The 19,022-nt window shown below is 70.7% G+C and carries 17 protein-coding genes; 10 read left to right on the top strand and 7 right to left on the bottom strand.

Going from position 1 to position 19,022, the window contains the following annotated elements; genetic code table 11:
- Positions 1-633: 633 nt before the first annotated feature.
- Positions 634-930, bottom strand: a complete 297-nt coding sequence (locus tag IEY55_RS27110) for a hypothetical protein (protein WP_189061404.1) — start codon at positions 928-930, stop codon at positions 634-636.
- Positions 931-1,059: 129 nt separating this feature from the next.
- Here IEY55_RS27110 and IEY55_RS27105 point away from each other — a divergent pair, with 129 nt between their 5' ends.
- Entirely contained in the window at positions 1,060-1,683 is a 624-nt protein-coding gene (locus IEY55_RS27105) for a LysE family translocator (RefSeq protein ID WP_189061403.1), read from the top strand.
- A gap of 122 nt (positions 1,684-1,805) precedes the next feature.
- Here IEY55_RS27105 and IEY55_RS27100 read toward each other — a convergent pair whose 3' ends face one another.
- The 5 genes from IEY55_RS27100 to dnaA all read right to left on the bottom strand — a co-directional run bounded on the left by IEY55_RS27100 (position 1,806) and on the right by dnaA (position 9,447).
- Positions 1,806-2,360 carry a DciA family protein gene (locus tag IEY55_RS27100; protein WP_189061402.1) on the bottom strand — a complete coding sequence of 185 codons (555 nt, stop codon included), beginning with the start codon at positions 2,358-2,360 and terminating at the stop codon, positions 1,806-1,808.
- A gap of 271 nt (positions 2,361-2,631) precedes the next feature.
- The gene (recF, locus tag IEY55_RS27095) at positions 2,632-3,786 is read right to left on the bottom strand and encodes a DNA replication/repair protein RecF (RefSeq protein WP_189061401.1); all 1,155 of its coding nucleotides are present in this window, start codon (positions 3,784-3,786) and stop codon (positions 2,632-2,634) included.
- A gap of 6 nt (positions 3,787-3,792) precedes the next feature.
- Positions 3,793-4,704: a phosphogluconate dehydrogenase (NAD(+)-dependent, decarboxylating) gene (gene gnd, locus IEY55_RS27090; RefSeq protein WP_189061400.1), complete on the bottom strand. Its 912-nt coding sequence runs from the start codon at positions 4,702-4,704 to the stop codon at positions 3,793-3,795.
- Positions 4,705-4,926: 222 nt separating this feature from the next.
- Positions 4,927-6,069: a DNA polymerase III subunit beta gene (gene dnaN, locus IEY55_RS27085; protein WP_189061399.1), complete on the bottom strand. Its 1,143-nt coding sequence runs from the start codon at positions 6,067-6,069 to the stop codon at positions 4,927-4,929.
- Positions 6,070-7,854: 1,785 nt separating this feature from the next.
- Entirely contained in the window at positions 7,855-9,447 is a 1,593-nt protein-coding gene (dnaA, locus tag IEY55_RS27080; protein WP_189061398.1) for a chromosomal replication initiator protein DnaA, read from the bottom strand.
- A 508-nt stretch (positions 9,448-9,955) separates the two neighbouring features.
- Between dnaA and rpmH the strand changes: the two genes are divergently transcribed.
- The 9 genes from rpmH to IEY55_RS27035 all read left to right on the top strand — a co-directional run bounded on the left by rpmH (position 9,956) and on the right by IEY55_RS27035 (position 17,919).
- Positions 9,956-10,099, top strand: a complete 144-nt coding sequence (gene rpmH / locus IEY55_RS27075) for a 50S ribosomal protein L34 (RefSeq protein ID WP_189061397.1) — start codon at positions 9,956-9,958, stop codon at positions 10,097-10,099.
- Between the two features lie 14 nt (positions 10,100-10,113).
- The gene (rnpA, locus tag IEY55_RS27070) at positions 10,114-10,554 is read left to right on the top strand and encodes a ribonuclease P protein component (protein ID WP_189061396.1); all 441 of its coding nucleotides are present in this window, start codon (positions 10,114-10,116) and stop codon (positions 10,552-10,554) included.
- Positions 10,551-10,862, top strand: a complete 312-nt coding sequence (gene yidD, locus IEY55_RS27065; RefSeq protein ID WP_189061395.1) for a membrane protein insertion efficiency factor YidD — start codon at positions 10,551-10,553, stop codon at positions 10,860-10,862. Before rnpA ends, yidD begins: the two co-directional genes overlap by 4 nt.
- Positions 10,863-10,866: 4 nt before the next feature.
- A complete protein-coding gene (gene yidC, locus IEY55_RS27060; RefSeq protein WP_189061394.1) occupies positions 10,867-11,868 on the top strand; it encodes a membrane protein insertase YidC in 1,002 nt (333 codons plus the stop codon).
- A 61-nt stretch (positions 11,869-11,929) separates the two neighbouring features.
- Positions 11,930-12,466, top strand: coding sequence for a Jag family protein (locus tag IEY55_RS27055; protein ID WP_189061393.1), 537 nt, complete (start codon positions 11,930-11,932; stop codon positions 12,464-12,466).
- Between the two features lie 1,664 nt (positions 12,467-14,130).
- On the top strand, positions 14,131-14,313 hold the full coding sequence (locus IEY55_RS32310) for a DnaA ATPase domain-containing protein (RefSeq protein ID WP_229686796.1): 183 nt from the start codon (positions 14,131-14,133) through the stop codon (positions 14,311-14,313).
- Between the two features lie 878 nt (positions 14,314-15,191).
- Positions 15,192-15,887, top strand: coding sequence for a 16S rRNA (guanine(527)-N(7))-methyltransferase RsmG (gene rsmG / locus IEY55_RS27045; protein WP_189061392.1), 696 nt, complete (start codon positions 15,192-15,194; stop codon positions 15,885-15,887).
- 161 nt (positions 15,888-16,048) lie between these two features.
- Positions 16,049-16,921: a ParA family protein gene (locus IEY55_RS27040; protein ID WP_373290067.1), complete on the top strand. Its 873-nt coding sequence runs from the start codon at positions 16,049-16,051 to the stop codon at positions 16,919-16,921.
- Complete coding sequence (locus IEY55_RS27035) at positions 16,918-17,919, top strand: ParB/RepB/Spo0J family partition protein (protein WP_189061390.1); 1,002 nt, start codon at positions 16,918-16,920, stop codon at positions 17,917-17,919. The genes IEY55_RS27040 and IEY55_RS27035 overlap by 4 nt, the downstream gene beginning before the upstream one ends.
- 247 nt (positions 17,920-18,166) lie before the next feature.
- On the opposite strand, the gene IEY55_RS27030 is transcribed toward IEY55_RS27035, so the two are convergent.
- Positions 18,167-18,538, bottom strand: a complete 372-nt coding sequence (locus IEY55_RS27030; protein WP_189061389.1) for a VOC family protein — start codon at positions 18,536-18,538, stop codon at positions 18,167-18,169.
- Positions 18,539-19,022 lie beyond the last annotated feature (484 nt).

The raw sequence follows: 19,022 nt of genomic DNA, 5'->3' as shown, positions 1-19,022 counted from the left end.
CGAACCAGGGGCCGTCGGGGCCGTCCGACCACCCGTGAAGTCTACCGGGCGAGACGGCCGGAAGGGGGTCAAGGACACCCCTGAGAACGTCACAGAGCGCCCGTCGCGAACGCGGTTGGGTTCGGAGAGCCGAGAGAGGGGGTCGGGGCGGCTGCGTGCCTCTCGATCGCCCAATACCGGCTACAACCCGCGAGTGACGAGGTCAGCGCCAGATGCAACCCCTCCAGGTATACCGGCCCACACCACCCGACGGCAGCACGCGTGATCGGGGGGCCCGAACGCCGGGAGCAGGACACCCATGGACTGTGTCCCAGTTCACCCGGTGCCCTTTCCGGCGGCGGGTATCGCGATCCGCCTTCACTGCATCGTGTAACTAGGCGGGCCAACCCGGGAAGAATTACGGTGCGTGCTGATTCAAGCGCGAGGAGTTCCGTGAGGCACGTCGTGGCATGGCGCGCCGGCCGGGCCGGGCGAGGTCACCCCGCGCCGGCGACACCGCGGAGGGCACGGCGATGAGGTGGGCCGAGGATGCCCGCTGGGTGCTCGACGGGATCGGCTACGGGGCGGTGCTGGCGATGCTGGTGCTGGCCGTTCCGGTGCTGCGGGACCTGGCCGCGCTGTGGTCGCTGCGGTTCAGACGGTGGCGGATTCGTCGGTCCCGGGCTCGTCCGGCCCTCGCCGCGAGCCAGGCCGGGTCCACTGCTCCGGCTCCCAGTCCAGGTGCGCGATCCGCTCCTCCACCGTCTCGGCCTCGGCGATGACGGCCCGGGCCTTGGCCGCGGTCAGCGCCATGTCGGCGTAGACGTCGACCAGGAGTTCACGGGCCTCCGGGGAGAGACCGAAGTCGCCACGCGCGATGAAGTCGACGAGCTGGTCGGCGACCATGGTCAGCTCGAGCAGTCGACGCTTGTCATCAGCGGAGATCAACACGGTGCCCCGACGCTAGCACCCCGGGCGCCGGTTCGGATGACTTTCTGCCGCCATTTCGGGCGGTGCCCCGTGGAATCATGACGGTCCCCGCCCTTCCGGCGCGGAAGCAACCGGGGTAGAACGATCACGATGACGGAAATCCTGCTGGCGTTCGCCGCGCTGTCCCTGCTGCTCGCCGTGGCCCCGGGGCCCGACATCCTCCTCGTGCTGCGGTCCACCGTCAAGGCGGGCTGGCGGGCCGGGGTGCTCACCGCCGTCGGTGCGGCCGTGGGGTCGATGTGGTGGGCCGTCGCCGCGGCGGTCGGTCTTGCCGCGGTACTGCAGACGTGGAGCGTCGGGTACACCGTGATCCGCGTCGCCGGCGCCCTCTACCTCGTCTCTCTGGGTGTGCAGGCGCTGGTCCGGCGCGCGGTGGAGCAGGCGCCTGCACAGCCCGAACCGGAGCCGGGTGCGATGGACCGGTGGCGGGCGTGGCGGGCCGGTTTCCTGTCCGCCATGCTCAATCCCAAGATCGGTTTGTTCTTTCTCGCCGTCGTCCCGCAGTTTTTGCCGCACGATCAACCGGTCGCGGCCATGACCCTGTTGTTCGGGGCGGTCGACGCCGTCGTGGCGTTGGTCTGGCTGACGCTCGTCGCGGTCGCCGCCGGCCGGTTGATGCGCTGGCTCTCGCGACCGCGGGTCGGCTCCGCGTTGGACCGCTGCACCGGCGTCGCGCTCACCGGGCTCGGTGTGGCGACGCTCGCGAGCCAGTAGGCCCGGATTCCAGGCCCCGGCCCGACCCGCAGCTGGGGTCTCGGGGCCGCCGCGGGCAGTCGCACCATCAGCCGCACCGTCCCACTGGCCGGTTCTCCCCTCGCGGTGGGGATCCGCCTCGCTCAGCCGTAGGTGTCGCGCGGTCCCCGGCCGGGAATGTGCAGTCGTCCCTTGCGCCAGTTGGGTGCGGCCGGGCCCTGCACCTTGATGCGCTTCACCACGTCCGGGCCGACGGAAGCCGCGATGCGTTGCAGGAGCTGGCGTTGCAGCAGTCGAAGCTGTGTCGCCCACGCCGTCGAGCTGGCCTGGACCGTCAGCTCGCCCTCGCGCAGGACCACCGGCTTGGCGTGCTCGGCCACGTCCGGGCCGACCAGGTGCGCCCACCGGCCGAACACCTGGCCGCCCGCCAGCCGCTGCGACCACCCGCGCTCCGCGGCGAGCCGAGCGGCCAGCCGGCCGAGGGGCTGTGGATCGCGGTCGTCGGGTCGGGCACCGGACCAGCCACGGCGGCGTGGCGGAGCCCCACGGCCGATCACCGACCGGCGCGGTCGTCCCCGGCCCCGGGCGCGGGCCGCGGCCCGCGCCGCTTCCAGTGCTGCTCGGGCCAGGTCAGGGCCTTTCAACGCGGAACCGGCCGATGACGGAGCGGTGTCATGTTGATCACGGCCCGTTATCATGTCCGCGCCCGCCGGCGCATCGCCACTCCGGGTGACATGGTTATCCACAGAGGGACGAGCTGAATCGCTCCGGAGCCCCCGCGTCACCGAGTTATCCACAGTATCCACAGGGTTATCCCCAGTTGTGGGGAAGTTCTCAGACCGGCGGCTCACGGCCTGTGGATGGTTCGGGGAGAACGCAGGGTGATCAACGGGCGCATCGCCGGCCGTGCGACGGGAGGCCCCGCGCCGTGCGCCGCGCCCCGAGCGGGCAGTGTTGTTATCGGGCTTGTTATCGGACACGCGACACCTCGCCGTCCCGTACCTCGTAGCGCGCGCCGTCCAGCTCGTCCGGCACGTCCTCGGCCACCGCCGCCGTCACCAGCACCTGCTCGGCCGTTGCCGCCACCTCGGCCAACCGCCGCCGACGCCGGTGGTCCAGCTCGGCGAACACGTCGTCGAGCACCAGCACCGGCTCGCCACCGTCGCCCTTGAGCAGCTCGAACGAACCCAACCGCAACGCCAGCGCGAACGACCACGACTCGCCGTGGCTGGCATAGCCCCTGGCCAGAATGTCGCCGAGGACCAGTTCCAGCTCGTCCCGGTGCGGCCCGACCAGGCACACCCCGCGCTCCAGCTCCTGCTGGCGCACCTCGTACAACTCCGCGAGCAGGGCCGCTTCCAGTTCCTCGACGCTCGCCCGCGGACCACCCGGCTCGCCGTAACCCTCGGGCAGCGACCCACCCAACGTGCTGCGGTAGGTCACCCGCACCGGGCGCGACTCCGGTGCCACCCCCGCGTACGCGGCGGCAACGTGCGGCGCCAGGTCCGCGACCAGGTCCAACCGCGCAGCCAGGAGCTGCGCGCCGTGCCGGGCGAGGTGGCCGTCCCACACGTCAAGGGTGCGGATATCCCCGCCGGATCCGGCGCGACGCGCCGAGCCGGCGGTCTTCAACAACGCACTGCGTTGCTTCAGTACCCGGTCGTAGTCCGCGCGCACCCCGGCGAACCGCGGTGCGCGCAACACCAGCAGCTCGTCCAGGAACCGCCGACGCTCCCCCGGGTCGCCGCGTACCAGCGCCAGGTCCTCCGGTGCGAACAACACCGTGCGCAGGATGCCGAGAACATCGCGCGGCCGCGGCACGGGAGCGCGGTTCAGCCGTGCCCGGTTGGCCTTGCCGGGCGTGATCTCCAGCTCGACCAGCAACTCCCGGTCCTGGTTCACCACGGCGGTGCGCACCACCGCGCGGGACGCGCCGTGCCGAACCAACGGGGCGTCCGTGGCGACGCGGTGCGATCCCAACGTGGCGACGTATCCCACCGCTTCGACCAGGTTCGTCTTACCCTGGCCGTTCGGCCCGACCAACACGCTCGGGCCGCGCTGCAGGGGCAGGTCGGCGTGTGGCCACGACCGGAAGTCGGTGACCTGCAGGTGTCTGACGAACACGGGCCCTTACTTGAGCTCGCCCGCGCCGGACGTCGGTCCGGTCCTGTGCACCGCGTGGCCGCCGAACTGGTTGCGCAGCGCGGCGACCGCCTTCATCGCCGGTGAGTCCTTCTGCCGCGAACCGAACCGGGCGAACAACGCCGCCGACATCACCGGTGCCGGCACCGAGTGGTCGATGGCGGCCTCGATCGTCCACCGGCCCTCGCCGGAGTCCTCCACGTAGCCGGCGACGTCCCGCAGCTCCGCGTCCTCCTCCAGCGCGTTGACCAGCAAGTCCAGCAGCCAGGACCGGACGACGGTGCCCCGCGTCCACGCCTTGAGCACCCCGGGCACGTCCTTGACCGCCTCGGCGGCCGCCAGCAGCTCGTAGCCCTCGGCGTAAGCCTGCATGAGGCCGTACTCGATGCCGTTGTGGACCATCTTCGCGAAGTGGCCCGCGCCGACCTCACCGGCGTGCGCGAAGCCCTCCTCGCGCGGCCCCTCCGGACGCAGCGCGTCGAAGATCGGCATCGCGCGTTCGACCAGCTCGGCGTCCCCGCCGACCATCAGGCCATAGCCGTTCTCCAGGCCCCACACCCCGCCGGAGACCCCGCAGTCCAGGTAGCCAATGCCCTTCTCGGCCAGCAACGCCGCGTTCGCCTGGTCCTCGGTCCAGCGCGAGTTGCCGCCCTCGATCACCAGGTCACCGGGTGCCAGCAGGGTGGCCAGCTGTTCCACGGTCTGCCGGGTCGGGGCCCCATGCGGAACCATGATCCACACCGTGCGCGGGGCGGCCAGGCGGGCGACCATGTCTTCCAGTGAGCCGGCATCGCTCACCTCGGGGTTGCGGTCGTAACCGACCACGTCGTGGCCGGCGCGGCGCAGCCGCTCCCGCATGCTGAAGCCCATCTTGCCCAGGCCGACGAGTCCGAGCTGCACGGTTGGTGTCCTCCTGCCGTCACTGTCGTTGGCCGCGACACCCGTACCTGGGCGCGGCCACGGGTCCGGCCACGGGCGCCCCTGTCGGAATCGCCGGTGTGCCGTCTCCGGTGTTTTCCGTGTTGGCTTGCTCGGCTCCGGGCTTCGCTGCGCGCCTTGTCGCCTCCTTGCGACGCTCGCTCCGCCCGTCACCTCGCGGTGCGGCGGCGAGGGCGCCGGGGATCAGCCCGGGAGTCGCACCGGCATCAGCAGGTACAGGTAGCCCTCGGCCACGTTCCCATCCTCCGTCACGGGCTTGAGCAGTGCCGGCCGGGAGGGTGTGGTGAAGGACAGGTGGGCGCGGTCGGTGCGCACCGCCGCCAGGCCGTCCAGCAGGTAGCCCGGGTTGAACGCGATGGTCAGCGGCTCGCCGGTCAGCTCGGCCGGCAGTTCCTCCTCGGCACTGCCCTCGTCGTCACCACCCGCGGAGAGCCGGACCGCGGACTCGGTGAACTCCAGCCGGACCTGGGTGCCGCGCTCGGCCACCAGCGACACCCGCTTGACCGCCTCGACGAACGGGGCGACCTCGACGATCGCGGCCGTGGCGTGCTCGGCGGGCAGCAGCTGGCGGTACTTGGGGAACTCGGCGTCCAGCAACCGGGTCGTGGTGCGCTTGCCGGCGCCGGCCAGGCCCAGCAGCCCGTCGCCGGAGCCGAGTGCCAGCTCGACCTCACCGCCGGCGGTGCCCAGCGTCTTGGCCGCCTCGGACAGCGTGCGGGCCGGCACCAGCACCGCGGTCGGCTCCACCGAGCCCTCCGGCTCCCACGGGAACTGACGCATGGCGAGCCGGAACCGGTCGGTGGCGACCATGGTCAGCGTGCCGCCGTCGATCTCCAGCCGGACCCCGGTGAGCATCGGCAGGGTGTCGTCCTTGCCGGCTGCGACGGCCACCTGGGAGACCGCCTCGCCGAACACCTCACCCGGGACCGCACCGGTACGCGGCGGGAGCGCCGGCAGCTGCGGGTAGTCCTCGACCGGCATGGTGGGCAGGCTGAACCGGGAGCTGCCGCAGGTGATGGTCACCCGGGCGCCGTCGACCGCGATCTCCACCGGACGGTTGGGCAGGGCCTTGGTGATGTCGGCCAGCAGTCGGCCGGAGACCAGCGTGCGGCCACCGGCCGCGATCGTGGCCGGCACCCCGACCTGGGCCGAGACCTCGTAGTCGAACCCGGAGACCGTCAGCGCCTCGCCCGGCTCACCCCCTTCGTCGGAGCCGGCGTCCAACAACACGCCGCCCAGCACCGGCACGGGCGGCCGGGACGGGAGACTGCGTGCGACCCAGGCGACGGCGTCGGCTAGGCCGTCCCGCTCGACGCGGATCTTCATGGGGCGTCCTTTCGAGTTCGGCTCCTGGCCACCAGGACGGGCCGGGACGAGGTGGAACGCGAACTGGTGGTGCCCGGCTACGAGGCGACCCACGCGGCGGCCGGGAGGGACTCCCGTCGCGGCGGCGGGCCGTGGGGCGCGGCCGGGGCACCGGCGCTGAGGCTCTCAACCGTAGAGCGTCCCGGCGGTTCCCGTCATCCGGGGGGAGGCGGGTCCGGTCAGGTTTCTGGCGGGCCGCGTCGTCGCGCCATCCCCAGCCCCTATTTCTTCTCTTCTTTTCCCTAGAGAGAAGAACAGTCGTAGTAGTAGGGGCTGTGGATTGTGTGGATAACCGCCGAATCCGCAGCTCATCATGGGTCACCCGGTGTGGATGGACGGTGGATGGAGGCTGTGGATCACCGGGCCCTGCTGTGGACGGATCGCGGCCTGCTCTGTTTGGTCCACAGGAGGCCGTCAGTTGTCCACACGGTGATCCACAGCTGAAGCCCGGGTTACCCACAGGCCATACACAGCCCTCGAGTGGCCCGAATCCCGGACTTTTCTGGCTGTGGACAACTCGAGAACTACCCACAGGGATGAAAAAGTCCAGCTCGCCACCGGGGTGCGCGGCTCGTGTCACGACCGGCGCGGACCCTGTCCGGTGCGGCGACCGGGCATCGTGGCAGGCGCGCGGAAAACGAATCCAGTGGAGGCTGGGCGGCCCGCTGTCCAGATCGTCAACCAGCGCGTTCGTCTCGAGTTGGGTGGGGGCGGGGCGGTCGTTGTCGGCAGCTGTCCGGCCGGCTCGGCCCGCTGGGGACGGTTGCCGCGAGCGGCGGTGCGAAAGACGGTCGTCACCGGGGCCCGCATATCGCCCACAGTGGTGAAACGGTCCGGAGGCGACATTTGCTGGTGCACGGAATTACCCACAGCCTGTGGATAACCTGTGTACACAGGATCTGACGTGGCTATTTCCTATTTCGTCCACACGCCTTCCCCAGGTCTGTCACCAACTTTTCCACAGCTGTGCCACCCGACAGGAACGCGGGAAACGCGACTGTGGACAGCCGAGGCGATACCTCACCGGGGGATCAAGAGACCCGGCAAGAACGACGATCTTTCTTAGTTTGGGTGGTGGGCTTGCAGCCTCCACGGGGCCAGAAAAATCTTCCCGGAGAGCTCCGGATCGGTGGCCTGGCCAGCGGAAATAGGCTGGCTCGCCACCCGGTGCGGGCCGAGGGGCCGGACCGGTAGGACCCCCTGATGGGGTTGCCCCCAGGAGCGGTCGCGGGTGGGACCGCACCACGGTCGCGCCCACGCACCAGGAGATCCGTAAGGAGATGGCCGAGCGGCGCCGGATCTACGGCCAGGCGCAGGAGATGATCTCCCGCTGCGCCGGTTGGTGGTGGCCTTCTTACCGTCACTCGCCAAGCTTCACCCCAGCCGGGAGCAGGGCTCGGCGAGTGACGGCCGGCCTGCTGTACCGGGCGGTGGAGTCGAGCGAGGTGCTCGGCCCGGGCTGGCGCTCGGAAGGCCCGACGAGCTCATCCGTCCAGCCACACTGTGCCGGCGGTGAGGCCAACGCCGAGAACCGAAAGGCCATTCGGTCGCCGGATGCGGCAACCTGTCGTGCTCCTGGCGGCGCGGCATCACCAGGGCGTACAGCACCACGGCTCACCGAGGAGCAGCACAACGTCGTCAATCCGCCTTGGCGCGATCGGATCGCCGTGCTTCCAGGAGCTGGGCGTGGGAAGGGCCGGTAGGGCACGGGCGGGAGGCGGCGGGCCGTGGGTGGCAGCCGCGGGGTCACCGGGAGCGCAGCTTGATCCGGGAGGTCAGCTCCTGGACCTGGTCGTAGATCCGGCGCCGCTCGGCCATCTCCTTACGGATCTTCTTGTCCGCGTGCATGACCGTGGTGTGGTCCCGGCCGCCGAACGTCTGCCCGATCTTCGGCAACGACAGGTCCGTCAGCTCCCGGCACAGGTACATCGCGATCTGCCGGGCCGTGGCCAGCAGCTTGGTCTTGCCCGGGCCGCACAGGTCGTCGATGCCGACCCCGAAGAACTCCGCGGTCACCGCCATGATCGTGGCCGCGCTGACCTCGGGCTGGTGCGACTCCGGGATCAGGTCGCGCAGCACGATCTCGGCCAGCCCCACGTCCACCGGCTGCCGGTTGAGGGAGGCGAACGCGGTGACCCGGATCAGCGCGCCCTCCAGCTCCCGGATGTTGCGCTCGATCCGCGCCGCGATGAACTCCAGCACCTCGGCCGGCACCGGCAGCTGGTCCTGGGCCGCCTTCTTGCGCAGGATCGCGATCCGGGTCTCCAGTTCCGGGGGCTGGATGTCGGTGATCAGGCCCCACTCGAACCGGGTGCGCAGCCGGTCCTCCAGGGTCTCCAGTCGCTTCGGCGGCCGGTCGGAGGACACCACGATCTGCTTGTTGGCGTTGTGCAGCGTGTTGAACGTGTGGAAGAACTCCTCCTGGGTGCCTTCCTTGCCCTCCAGGAACTGGATGTCGTCGACCAGCAGTACGTCGACGTCCCGGTAGCGGCGCTGGAAGGCGACCTTGCGGTCGTCCCGCAGGGAGTTGATGAACTCGTTGGTGAACTCCTCGGTCGACACGTAGCGCACCCGCATGCCGGGGAACAGGCGCTGGGCGTAGTGCCCGACCGCATGCAGCAGGTGCGTCTTGCCGAGCCCGGACTCACCCCAGATGAACAGCGGGTTGTAGGCGCGCGCCGGGGCCTCCGACACCGCGACCGCCGCGGCGTGGGCGAACCGGTTCGACGCACCGATGACGAACGTCTCAAAGGTGTACTTCTCGTTCAGCCGGGTCTGCGAGGTCGGGCGGTTCGGCTGCGGGGCGCTGCCGCCGGAGAACGTCGGCCAGATCTCGTGGACCGTGGCGAGTGCGGCGCGCTCCTCGTCCTCCTCGTCGTCGCTTTCGCCCTCTTCGCCGGAAGCGGTGCCCTGCTGCGGTGGTGCCGGTGGCGGTGCCTCGGCGTCCTCGCCGGTGGAAAGGCTGGGCAGGTTGGCCGGCGGGGGAACCGTCGTCGGCATGGAGTCGGGCAGGATCGGTGGCGGCAGGGTGACGTCGGCCGGTACCGGGGCGGGTGCGTCGACAGTGGCCATCGGGCCCTCGGCGTCGACCTTCACCGCCAGCGACACCGGGCGGCCCAGGTGCCGGGACAGCGCGCTGGTGATCGGCTCGCTCAGCCGGCGCTCGATCGCGTCCTTGGCGAACTCGCTCGGTGCGGCCAGCAGGGCGGTGCCGTCCAGCAGGCCGATGGGCCGGGTGACCCGCATCCAGGCGCGTTGCTGCGGGGACAGCGTGCCCGAGGACAGCTCGTGCACCACCTGGTCCCACACGCGACCAAGGTCGGAATGGTGGTCCGACACCTGCGGGCTCCCCTCCCCTCGCCGGTTGCCGGGCCGCCTGTTCCCCCCGCCCCGGCTCGACAGGGCCCCACCGGGGCCCATGACCGTGGACACCGAACGATACGGGTATCCACAAAGTTGTCCACAACTGCCACGAAGGTACGACGAGTCGATCCGACGGCCCCTTCGGCCCCCGGTGCGGAGCGCCGGGCCCGCCGTCCCCCGCCGTCGGAGAACGATCGCGAAGGGGCACGCTAACAAGGTGTGGGCGATGCCACAACATGACGTTGTTCGCAAGCATGGGCCCCGGACGTGGCGTGTCGCGGCACCACTCGTACCACCCCTGATTTGAGCCGCGGTGGCCAGGGTGCGTACTCTCGTACGGTCTCCCGCTGTGTGCGGGTGTGTCGTGCTGGCCGCGTGCGGCCCCATGTGCACTCATGACACTGCTCAAGATGGTGACCCCCTGGGGTCACCGTGCTCGGGAGACGACCAGACCTGCCTGCAGTGAGCACCGGGAGAACCGACCGTGAGCAAGGGCAAGCGCACCTTCCAGCCCAACAACCGCCGCCGCGCCAAGACCCATGGGTTCCGGCTGCGTATGCGCACCCGCGCCGGCCGCGCCATCCTGGCCGCTCGCCGCCGCAAGGGCCGCGCACGGCTGTCCGCCTGACACCCGACCGCGCCGTGCTTCCCGCGGCCGCCCGGCTGACCGGCAGCCAGGACTTCGCACTGGTGGTCCGCCGCGGCCGGCGGGCCGGGCGGCCCCGGCTCGTCGTGCACGCGTTGCCGGCGCCGGGCAGGCGGCCCGGGCCCGGCGAGCGGGACACGGGGCGGGACACCGGGACATCGCCCACCCGGGACGGCGTCCAGCCGACCCGGGTGGGTTTCGTCGTGAGCAAGGCCGTGGGCAAAGCCGTGGTGCGGCACCGTGTGCTGCGCCGGTTGCGGCACGTGCTGCGCACGCGGCTGGCGATGTTGCCGCCCGGCACGATGCTGGTCGTGCGGGCGTTGCCGCCCGCGGCCGACGCGAGCAGCGCCGAGCTGGCCGCGGACGTCGATGCGGCGTTGCGCCGGTTGCGGCTGCTCCCGGACGGCACCCGGGGCGGCGCTGCGGGTGCGGCATGAGCACGGCGACCCGACCCGGCCCGCTGGCCCGGCTCCTGTTGCTACCGATCCGGTTCTACCGGCGGTGGATCTCCCCCTACCTCCCGCCCACGTGCCGCTTCTACCCCAGTTGCAGCACGTACGCGGTCGAGGCGTTGAGCACGCATGGGGCGCTGCGGGGCTGCTGGCTGACCCTGCGCCGGTTGCTGCGCTGTGGGCCCTGGCACCCTGGAGGTCTGGACCCGGTACCACCACGGCGGGGCGGACCCGCCGAGCCGGGGCCCGGTGCGGGCTCCGACCGGTCCCACCACATCCCTGCCGAGGAGTAGGTCTGTGCTGAACTTCATCTACTACCCCGTGTCAGCCATCATGTGGTTCTGGCACAAGGTTTTCGGCTTCGTGCTCGGGCCGTCCAACGGCTTCGCCTGGGCACTGTCGGTGGTCTTCCTGGTCTTCACCCTGCGGGCACTGCTGTTCAAGCCGTTCGTGCACCAGGTCCGCTCCATGCGGAAGATGCAGGAGTTCGCTCCGCAGATCAAGAAGCTGCAGGAGAAGTACGGCAGCGACCGCCAGAAGCTCGCGCAGGAGATGCAGAAGCTCCAGTCCGAGCACGGCGTCAACCCACTCGGCGGCTGCCTCCCGGCGTTGGTGCAGATCCCGGTCTTCATCGGTCTCTTCCACGTGCTGCGCGAGTTCCAGCCGTGGAAGGGCGAGAACTACGTCTTCGGCCGCAGTGAGATCGTGTCGTTCAACGACGCCACGATCTTCGGTGCGAAGCTCTCGACGTTCATGACGATGCCGGCCAAGGAACTGGCCGACTTCGGGGTCGAGCGGATGGACGTCATCTTCGTGGCGATCCCGCTGATGATCATCGCCAGCTTCGCCACCCACTTCACGGCCCGGCACTCGGTGGCGCGGCAGACCGAGGCGGCGGCGTCGAACCCGCAGACCGCCATCATGAACAAGGTCACGCTGTACCTGTTCCCGATCGGTGTGCTCGCCGGTGGCCCGTTCTTCCCGATCGCGATCCTGCTCTACTGGCTGTCCAACAACATCTGGACGCTGGGCCAGCAGTACGTCGTGTACCACAAGATCGACCGGGAAGAGGCGGAGAAGAAGGAGACCACGACCGCGCAGCGGCAGTCGCTGGCCCCGCGGCCCGGGCAGAAGCCGGTGCGGCCCAAGGGCGCGCGGCGGCCCGCGGAGAGCGGCGCGACGGACCGGGCGACGGCCGGTACCGCGCCCGGCGAGGCGAGCGGGACGTCCGGCACGGCCCCGGACCGGACGCATCCCAAGAAGCAGCAGAAGCAGAAGCAGGCGCGCAAGCGCCGCTGAGTCCAACGGTCCGCGGCCCGCGGCCAATCCCGGGACGCGGCGGACCCCGAGAGGAGAGACCGTGTCGGAGACGTTGCAGGCGTCCGGTGCCGACCGGGAGACGAACGCCGGGGCCACCTCCCCGGCCGAGCTCGAGGAGCTCCTGGTCCGGGAGGGCGACATCGCCGGGGACTACCTGGAGCGCCTGCTCGACCTGCTCGACTACGACGGGGACATCGACCTCGACGTGGAGGCCGGGCGGGCCGTGGTGAGCATCGACGGCGGCGAGGACCTGGACAAGCTGGTCGGCCGGCGCGGCGAGACGCTGGAGGCGTTGCAGGAGCTGACCAGGCTCGCGGTGCAGCAGGAGACCGGGGTGCGCAGCCGGCTGATGCTGGACATCGCCGGCTGGCGGGCCGACCGCCGGCGGGAGCTGGCCGAGCTGGGCAAGGCCACCGCGGAGAAGGTGCTCGCGAGTGGTAAGCCGGCGCGGCTGCAGCCGATGACGCCATTCGAGCGCAAGGTGGTGCACGATGCCGTCGCGGCGATCAGCGGCGTGCACAGCGAGAGCGAGGGCGAGGAGCCCAGCCGGCGCGTGGTGGTCTTCAAGACCGACTGACTTCCACGGCCTTTTCGAGCGGCCCCGTGACTGCGGTGCGGTCATGGGGCCGCGTCGCGTTGGGCGGTGGTCTGGGTGTGGGTTGCTGATCCCAATGTCTTGGTGGCCCCCGTGTTCGGGGGAGCGTGAGGGGCGTGGCTCGGCTGAGGAGCCGGAAAGCGGTTGGCACCGATGATCGTGGGTGGCGGGCGACTGGCCGGGTTGGTTCGAGCTGAGGACGTGTGGCGGAGCATCTCGCCGAGCGGGTCGATCCGGATGCGGAGGGGCTGGCGCTGGGGCTCCGGGTTGCCGTGGGCCTTGCGGGGTGGCTAGAGCTCGCCCGTAGGTGACCCGGTTTGGCGCGGTGAGGAGTGTCTCCGTAGGTGACCCGGCGCCTTCCGCTGGCGCGCTGAGCAAACTGTCGCTGCCCGGGAACGGCGTCGCGAGCTGGTCGAGGCCGGCTACAGGTCAGCGCGCGTCTCTCAACGGGAGCAAGGGTTTGTGGCTCGCAGCGCCGGGTTTTCCCAGCACCTGCCTTCGTGAGGTTGGGATAGCCGAGTCCTGGCCAGGCGCGGCCGCTCGGTCTTGACGCCCCGTCCATGCCGAGCGTGGCCCATCCACTCTTGGTTGGCTCCGAGATCTCGAAGCGTTGTGCCGGCACGCGGTGAGAACTGAACGCGACTCGAGACGCCAGCACAGTTCGCGCATCGAGGTATCAACAGCCGACCCTGTGGGGTGTGGCGCTGGATGAGGTCGGTTCAGAGAGCCGTCGACGTCTCTCCCGAAGTCCGATGTTCCTCTCCCGGTGGTGGTGCGTGCTCGTGTCGTTGAGGCTCGGCGGCCCCAGGGCTCGGTGTGTCGGGCGGGCGGATCACGGCAGCCTGGGGGCTGGGACGCAGCCGGAGTTTCACGTGAAACATCAAGTCGGGTACCGCTAGCGGGGCCTGGGCAGTGGGACTGCCGTTCCACATTTGTCGCAAGTGTCCGCCCGGCCCGTTCGAGTTGGAGAGGCGGGTCGGATGCGTTGATCGGGTTGCTCGCGGATCCGGGGCGTTGCTGGATAGGACTCTGAGGCTCGCATCGGTGTTCTCATAGCGGTCGGGCTGCCTTCCTTGCCTGGGCGCCGCTCCGCTCGCCCGCACGACTGCGCCTGAACCCACCGTTTCACGTGGAACCACGCGGGCAGAGCGGGTAGCTGGTTCTGGCCTGGCGCTGGACCCATCCGGCTCGGCGGCTGTCGCGCGCCATCCCGGCACCGGCTGCCGGTTGAGCGAGGCGAACGCGGTGACCCGACCCGATTGACCGCTCGAACTCGACCGTCGGTGGCCCGCGCCGCGACCAACGGGCAGGGATGCCATTCACGGCTCGCGTTCCAACACACTCAGGGTCGAGCCAGTCACTACCCAGGTCCCCTGCGCGAAGCGCTGCCTCCACGGTTCGGGCAGGTAAGGCTGCCCCGGCTCCCACGAGGAGTGGCGGCAGGGCCGGGGATGGGGATTCACCGCCCTGCCTGCTCTGGACGAGCGGCCCGTGCCCCGGATCGGCGCCGGGTTCGGCTCCACTGCCGTTTGGGCGCCGACGCCCCTTCGCCGAGAAGCCGAGGTTCCACGTGAAACACGGGATCGCTGGGCAGAGCGGACGGCGGGTCGGGTGAGTCCGGCTGCGTGATGGGCCAGCCTCTCTCCGTGGGACAGCGTCCCGGTCTGCCGCAACGTGGTCGGCTTGTGCCCCGGACGGCTCTTCAGGGGGCCCAGGACCAGCTGCCGGTGCCGGCCGAGGTGCTGGAGTTCATCGCGGCGCGGATCGAACGCAACATCCGGGAGCTGGAGGGCGCGCTGATCCGGCCTCAGACCCGGTGTGGGCGCTGAGTGGAGACGCTGCTACCGCTGAGAGTCCTCCCCTCAAGCCCTGCTCCTGAGTTCGTGAGCCCCGGCTCTCGGGTGCCGGAAGGGGTCACCGGGTTCTCCTGCCCCTATGCGATGCTGCGGCGTTGGTGCTCGCCTGCGGAGGCTGGCGCCGTGTTTCACGTGCAACCGCTGTTTCACGTGAAACGGGGCCGCAACGACCGGGCGAGGTGGAGCTGACAGGCCCGTTCCCCGGCCGTGAGACGGTACGGCGCTGTCCATCGGCAGCGGGGGTGGCTCGCTGTCCTTGGAGAGCCAGTGAGGTCCTCCGGGGCTTCGGATGGTCGGCGAGCGGTCGCCCACGCACGGGATACGGCCGCCGGCTGAGCCCCGCGGGGTCGCCGCGGTGCCGGGCTCCCGCCGGCGAGGCGGGGGCCGATGCCGGTCCGGTTGCCAGGCCGGCGGACCAATCTGCTCCCACCGCTGAGCGGGCTTGGTGGGGCAGGCGCGGGCTGCTGCCCTGCCGACCGGGCCGCCCGCCGGCCACCCAGGGGTCCGGTCCGGCGCCCGCTTCTGGCCTTGGAGCAGGCGTGCGAGCGCCGGCCTCGGAAAGGGTTCGGGAGGCCGCGGGGTGGCCCGTGGCGGCCGGATACGTGGGGTTGGAGGCCGGCCGGTTCGCCTCGCCTGGCATTCTTCTGCACGGGCCCGGGGCGCCGTGGTTTCACGTGAAACAGGCGGCGAGGCCCCGGGGAGAGCCGCTCCGCCGGTGGCTCGGGCGCGGGGTGGTGCCCGCGGCGGAGGCATGGTGCCCGAGATCCGACGGCGCCCCTCCGGGCGGTGTTTCACGTGAAACGCCACCGGTCGGGGCCCTGACGTTTCACGTGAAACACGGGGTGGACGAAGTGAGCGAGCCGGCCAGAGATCCGATCCAGCCCCCGCCCGTGGCCGAGCGGGTGTTCGGCCTCCGGCTGCCGCTGGCCGTCCGGTACGCCCGGTTGCTGGCCGAGCACGGCGTGGTCCGCGGCCTCATCGGCCCCCGCGAGGTGGAGCGGATCTGGGACCGCCATGTGCTGAACTCCGCCGTCGTCTCGGAGTTGCTTCCCGAGGGTTGGCGGGTCGTGGACGTAGGCTCTGGAGCGGGCTTGCCCGGCATCCCGTTGGCCATCGCCCGACCCGACCTCGAGGTGGTCCTGCTGGAGCCGATGGCCCGCCGGGTGGCCTGGCTGGAGGACGTCGCGTGGGAGCTCGGCCTCGCGATGTCCATCGTGCGGGGGCGGGCCGAGGAGGGCGTGGTGCGGGAGCGGCTGGCCGGAAGCGACGCCGCCACGGCGCGGGCGGTGGCCCCGCTGGCCCGGCTCGCCCAGTGGTCCCTCCCCCTCGTCCGACCCGGCGGTCGGCTGCTCGCCCTCAAGGGCGCCAGCGCCGCCGAGGAGCTGACCCGGGACGCCGCGGCGGTGAGCGCGGCCGGTGGCGTCCGCTCGGAGATCGTGTCCTGCGGTGGCGGCGTGCTCGACGCCCCTACCACCGTCGTGGTGATCGAGCGCGGTGCGGGCACGTCGGACCGTGACGGCGGAAGGCGGAGACGGAAGGATCGGTGACCGTGTACCGGGAGTCGCAGTCGCAGCCCCAGACCGAGGCGGCGCACGTTTCACGTGAAACACCGCCGGCCCCGTACCCCGACGGCACCGCCGGCGCGGCCGCCGACGTGCTGTTCCCGACCTCTCAGCACAGCCCCCAGCAGACCCCCGAGGAGAGCTCCGTGTGGACGCCGATCGCCGAGGAAGCCGAGCGGGCAACCCGTGTCCTGCACCCCGAGTCGCTGCGGCTGCCCCGCCCGCTGCGGCGCCGGGTCATGACGGTCGCGAACCAGAAGGGGGGCGTGGGTAAGACCACGACCACGGTCAACCTCGCCGCGGCCCTCGCCCTGCACGGCCTCCGGACGCTCGTCATCGACCTCGACCCGCAGGGCAACGCCAGCACCGCCCTCGGCGTCGAACACCGCTCCGGCACCCCCTCGGTGTACGAGGTGCTGCTCGGCGAGCTGTCCCTGGCCGATGCCGCGGCGGTCAGCAACCAGTCCAGGAACCTGCTGTGCGTCCCGGCCACGATCGACCTGGCCGGCTCCGAGATCGAGCTGGTGTCGATGGTGGCCCGGGAGTCCCGGCTCAAGGAGGCCATCACCGGCGAGGTGCTGGACCGGATCGACGCGGACTACGTCTTCATCGACTGCCCGCCCTCGCTCGGCCTGCTCACGGTGAACGCGATGGTCGCGGCCCAGGAGGTCCTCATCCCGATCCAGTGCGAGTACTACGCGCTGGAGGGCCTCAGCCAGCTGCTCCGCAACATCGAGCTGGTGCAGAGCCACCTCAACCCGGCGCTGATGATCTCCACGATCCTGCTGACGATGTACGACGGGCGCACCAAGCTCGCCGACCAGGTGACCAGTGAGGTGCGTGGCCACTTCGGCGACCTCGTGCTGCGCACCGTCATCCCCCGTAGCGTGAAGGTGTCGGAGGCACCCGGCTACGGCCAGACGGTGCTGACCTACGACCCCGGGTCGAGGGGTGCGATGAGCTACCTGGACGCGGCCCGTGAGGTCGCCCAGCGCGGCGCGCAGGAGGAGACATCATGAACGAGCGCAAGGGAGGACTCGGCCGCGGCCTGGCCGCCCTCATCCCCACCGGCCCGGCGAACAACGGCGGATCTGCGATCTTCGGTGGCCGCCCGGGCGGCCCCGGCCTGCCGGCCCCGGACCGCGTCACGTCCGGGAACGGCCAGGTTGAGGTCGAGCTGGGGCCGGTGCACGGCGCCGTGTACCGGGAGGTGCCGATCGACTCGATCCGGCCCAACCCGAAGCAGCCCCGCCAGGTGTTCGACGAGGAGGCGCTGGCCGAGCTGGCGCACTCGATCGGCGAGTTCGGCCTGATGCAGCCGATCGTGGTGCGCGAGGCCGAGCGGGACGGGTTCGAGCTGATCATGGGTGAGCGCCGCTGGCGGGCGAGCCAGCAGGCCGGGCTCACCACGATCCCCGCGATCATCCGGCAGATCAACGACGACGCCCTGCTCCGGGACGCGTTGCTGGAGAACATCCACCGCGTCCAGCTCAACCCGCTGGAGGAGGCGGCCGCGTACCAGCAGCTGCTCGAGGAGTTCGACGTCACCCACGAGGAGCTCGCTGCCCGGATCGGCCGCAGTCGCCCGGTCATTACGAACACCATCCGGCTCCTCAAGCTTCCCTTCCCCGTCCAGCGGCGGGTCGCTGCCGGCGTGCTGTCCGCCGGCCACGCCCGCGCCCTGCTGGGCCTGGACGACCCAGGCACCCAGGAGGAGCTGGCCGCCCGGATCGTGGCCGAGGGGCTCTCGGTGCGTGCCACCGAGGAGGCGGTCGTGCTTGCCAAGCGGAGCGGTCCGGCCAAGCCGAAGCCGCAGCAGCCCCGCCGGGCCGCGCAGGACCCCGGCCTCTCCGATCTCGCCGACCGACTGTCCGACACCTTCGACACTCGGGTGAAGGTCGAACTTGGCCGACGCAAGGGCAAGATCGTCGTGGAATTCGGCTCCGTAGACGATCTTGAGCGCATCGTTCAGTTGATGGCGCCCGAGGGCGCCGAACAGCCCCGCGATCTCGGGTAACCCTGACCTGCCCCACTTTCGTCACGGTGACGATCGTGTTCGGAGGCGGGACAGCTTGATCAGGTCGACCTTCGCGGCGAGCAGGACCAGGAGTGCTGTCGTGGATGGTTGGATGGCGTGCGCCTACCGGCGGTCGTAGGGCGTTGCGTGTCATGGGGCGACCGGTGACCGCTTCCGACCCGCTCGTGTCACCTTTGCTTCGAGGTCGCCAAGTCATCTTGTCGACAAATCACTCTCGGTCGACAAGTCACTCCCGCACGAGACAGAACGGGTGGCCGACCGGATCCGCGTAGACCCGGAACCGCTCTACGCCGTCCTCGACCCCGCCATCCTCGAGCCGGTGCGCACCCAGCGCCAGTGCCTTCCGCTCCGCCTCGCCAAGGTCCGCGACCAGCAGGTCGATGTGCATCTGCTGCGGATGCTCTGGGTCGGGCCACTGCGGCGCCCGCAGCGCGGGCACGCGTTGAAACGCAATCCCGGGCTGCTCGGGTGCCTTGCCGATCATCACCCAGTCGTTCTCCTCCTCGATCCGCTGCATCCCCAACAACTGTTCGTAGAAGCTCGCCAACGCCGCCGGATCCGGGCAGTCGATCACGACTGCCTGCCAACGTCCAATCATGTGCTGGACCCTGCCAGGCGGGCCCGACAACGAGGGAGTGTCCAACGGGCGCTGCCGGGCGGGCGGTTTTCATCGCCGTCGGCGGCCTCCCCCCTCCCCTCCCCCACCCTCCCCTTTCCCTTCCCTTATCCCGTCCACCGACCACATACATCCCACCCACCACACCCCGGGCAGTTCGGCTTCGCTGGTTGGTTGTGCTTTGGTCGCTGTGGGTTGGGCTGCGCGGTGAGCGGCAGCCAGTCCGTAGGTGTGGTTCACGTGTTTGGTTTTCGTACGCCTGGTGATGGCAGCCTGGCCGAGGGCCGACCAGGTGCAGTGCTCCCAGAACCGGTTCGGGCAGTAGCCGGTCCGGTTGTCCTGGCCAGTGTCGCGCGCAGACACCTGGCATAGCTGGCTTCGCTTGGCAGGCCCGGCAAACACCGCTAGACGAGTAAGTCCTAACTGGTCAGTGATCGAACGAGATCAGTGACCTGGTGACAGGCTG

The organism is Longimycelium tulufanense (assembly GCF_014645795.1).
Lineage (GTDB): Bacteria > Actinomycetota > Actinomycetes > Mycobacteriales > Pseudonocardiaceae > Longimycelium > Longimycelium tulufanense.
This window is presented reverse-complemented; position numbering and strand designations above follow the sequence as displayed.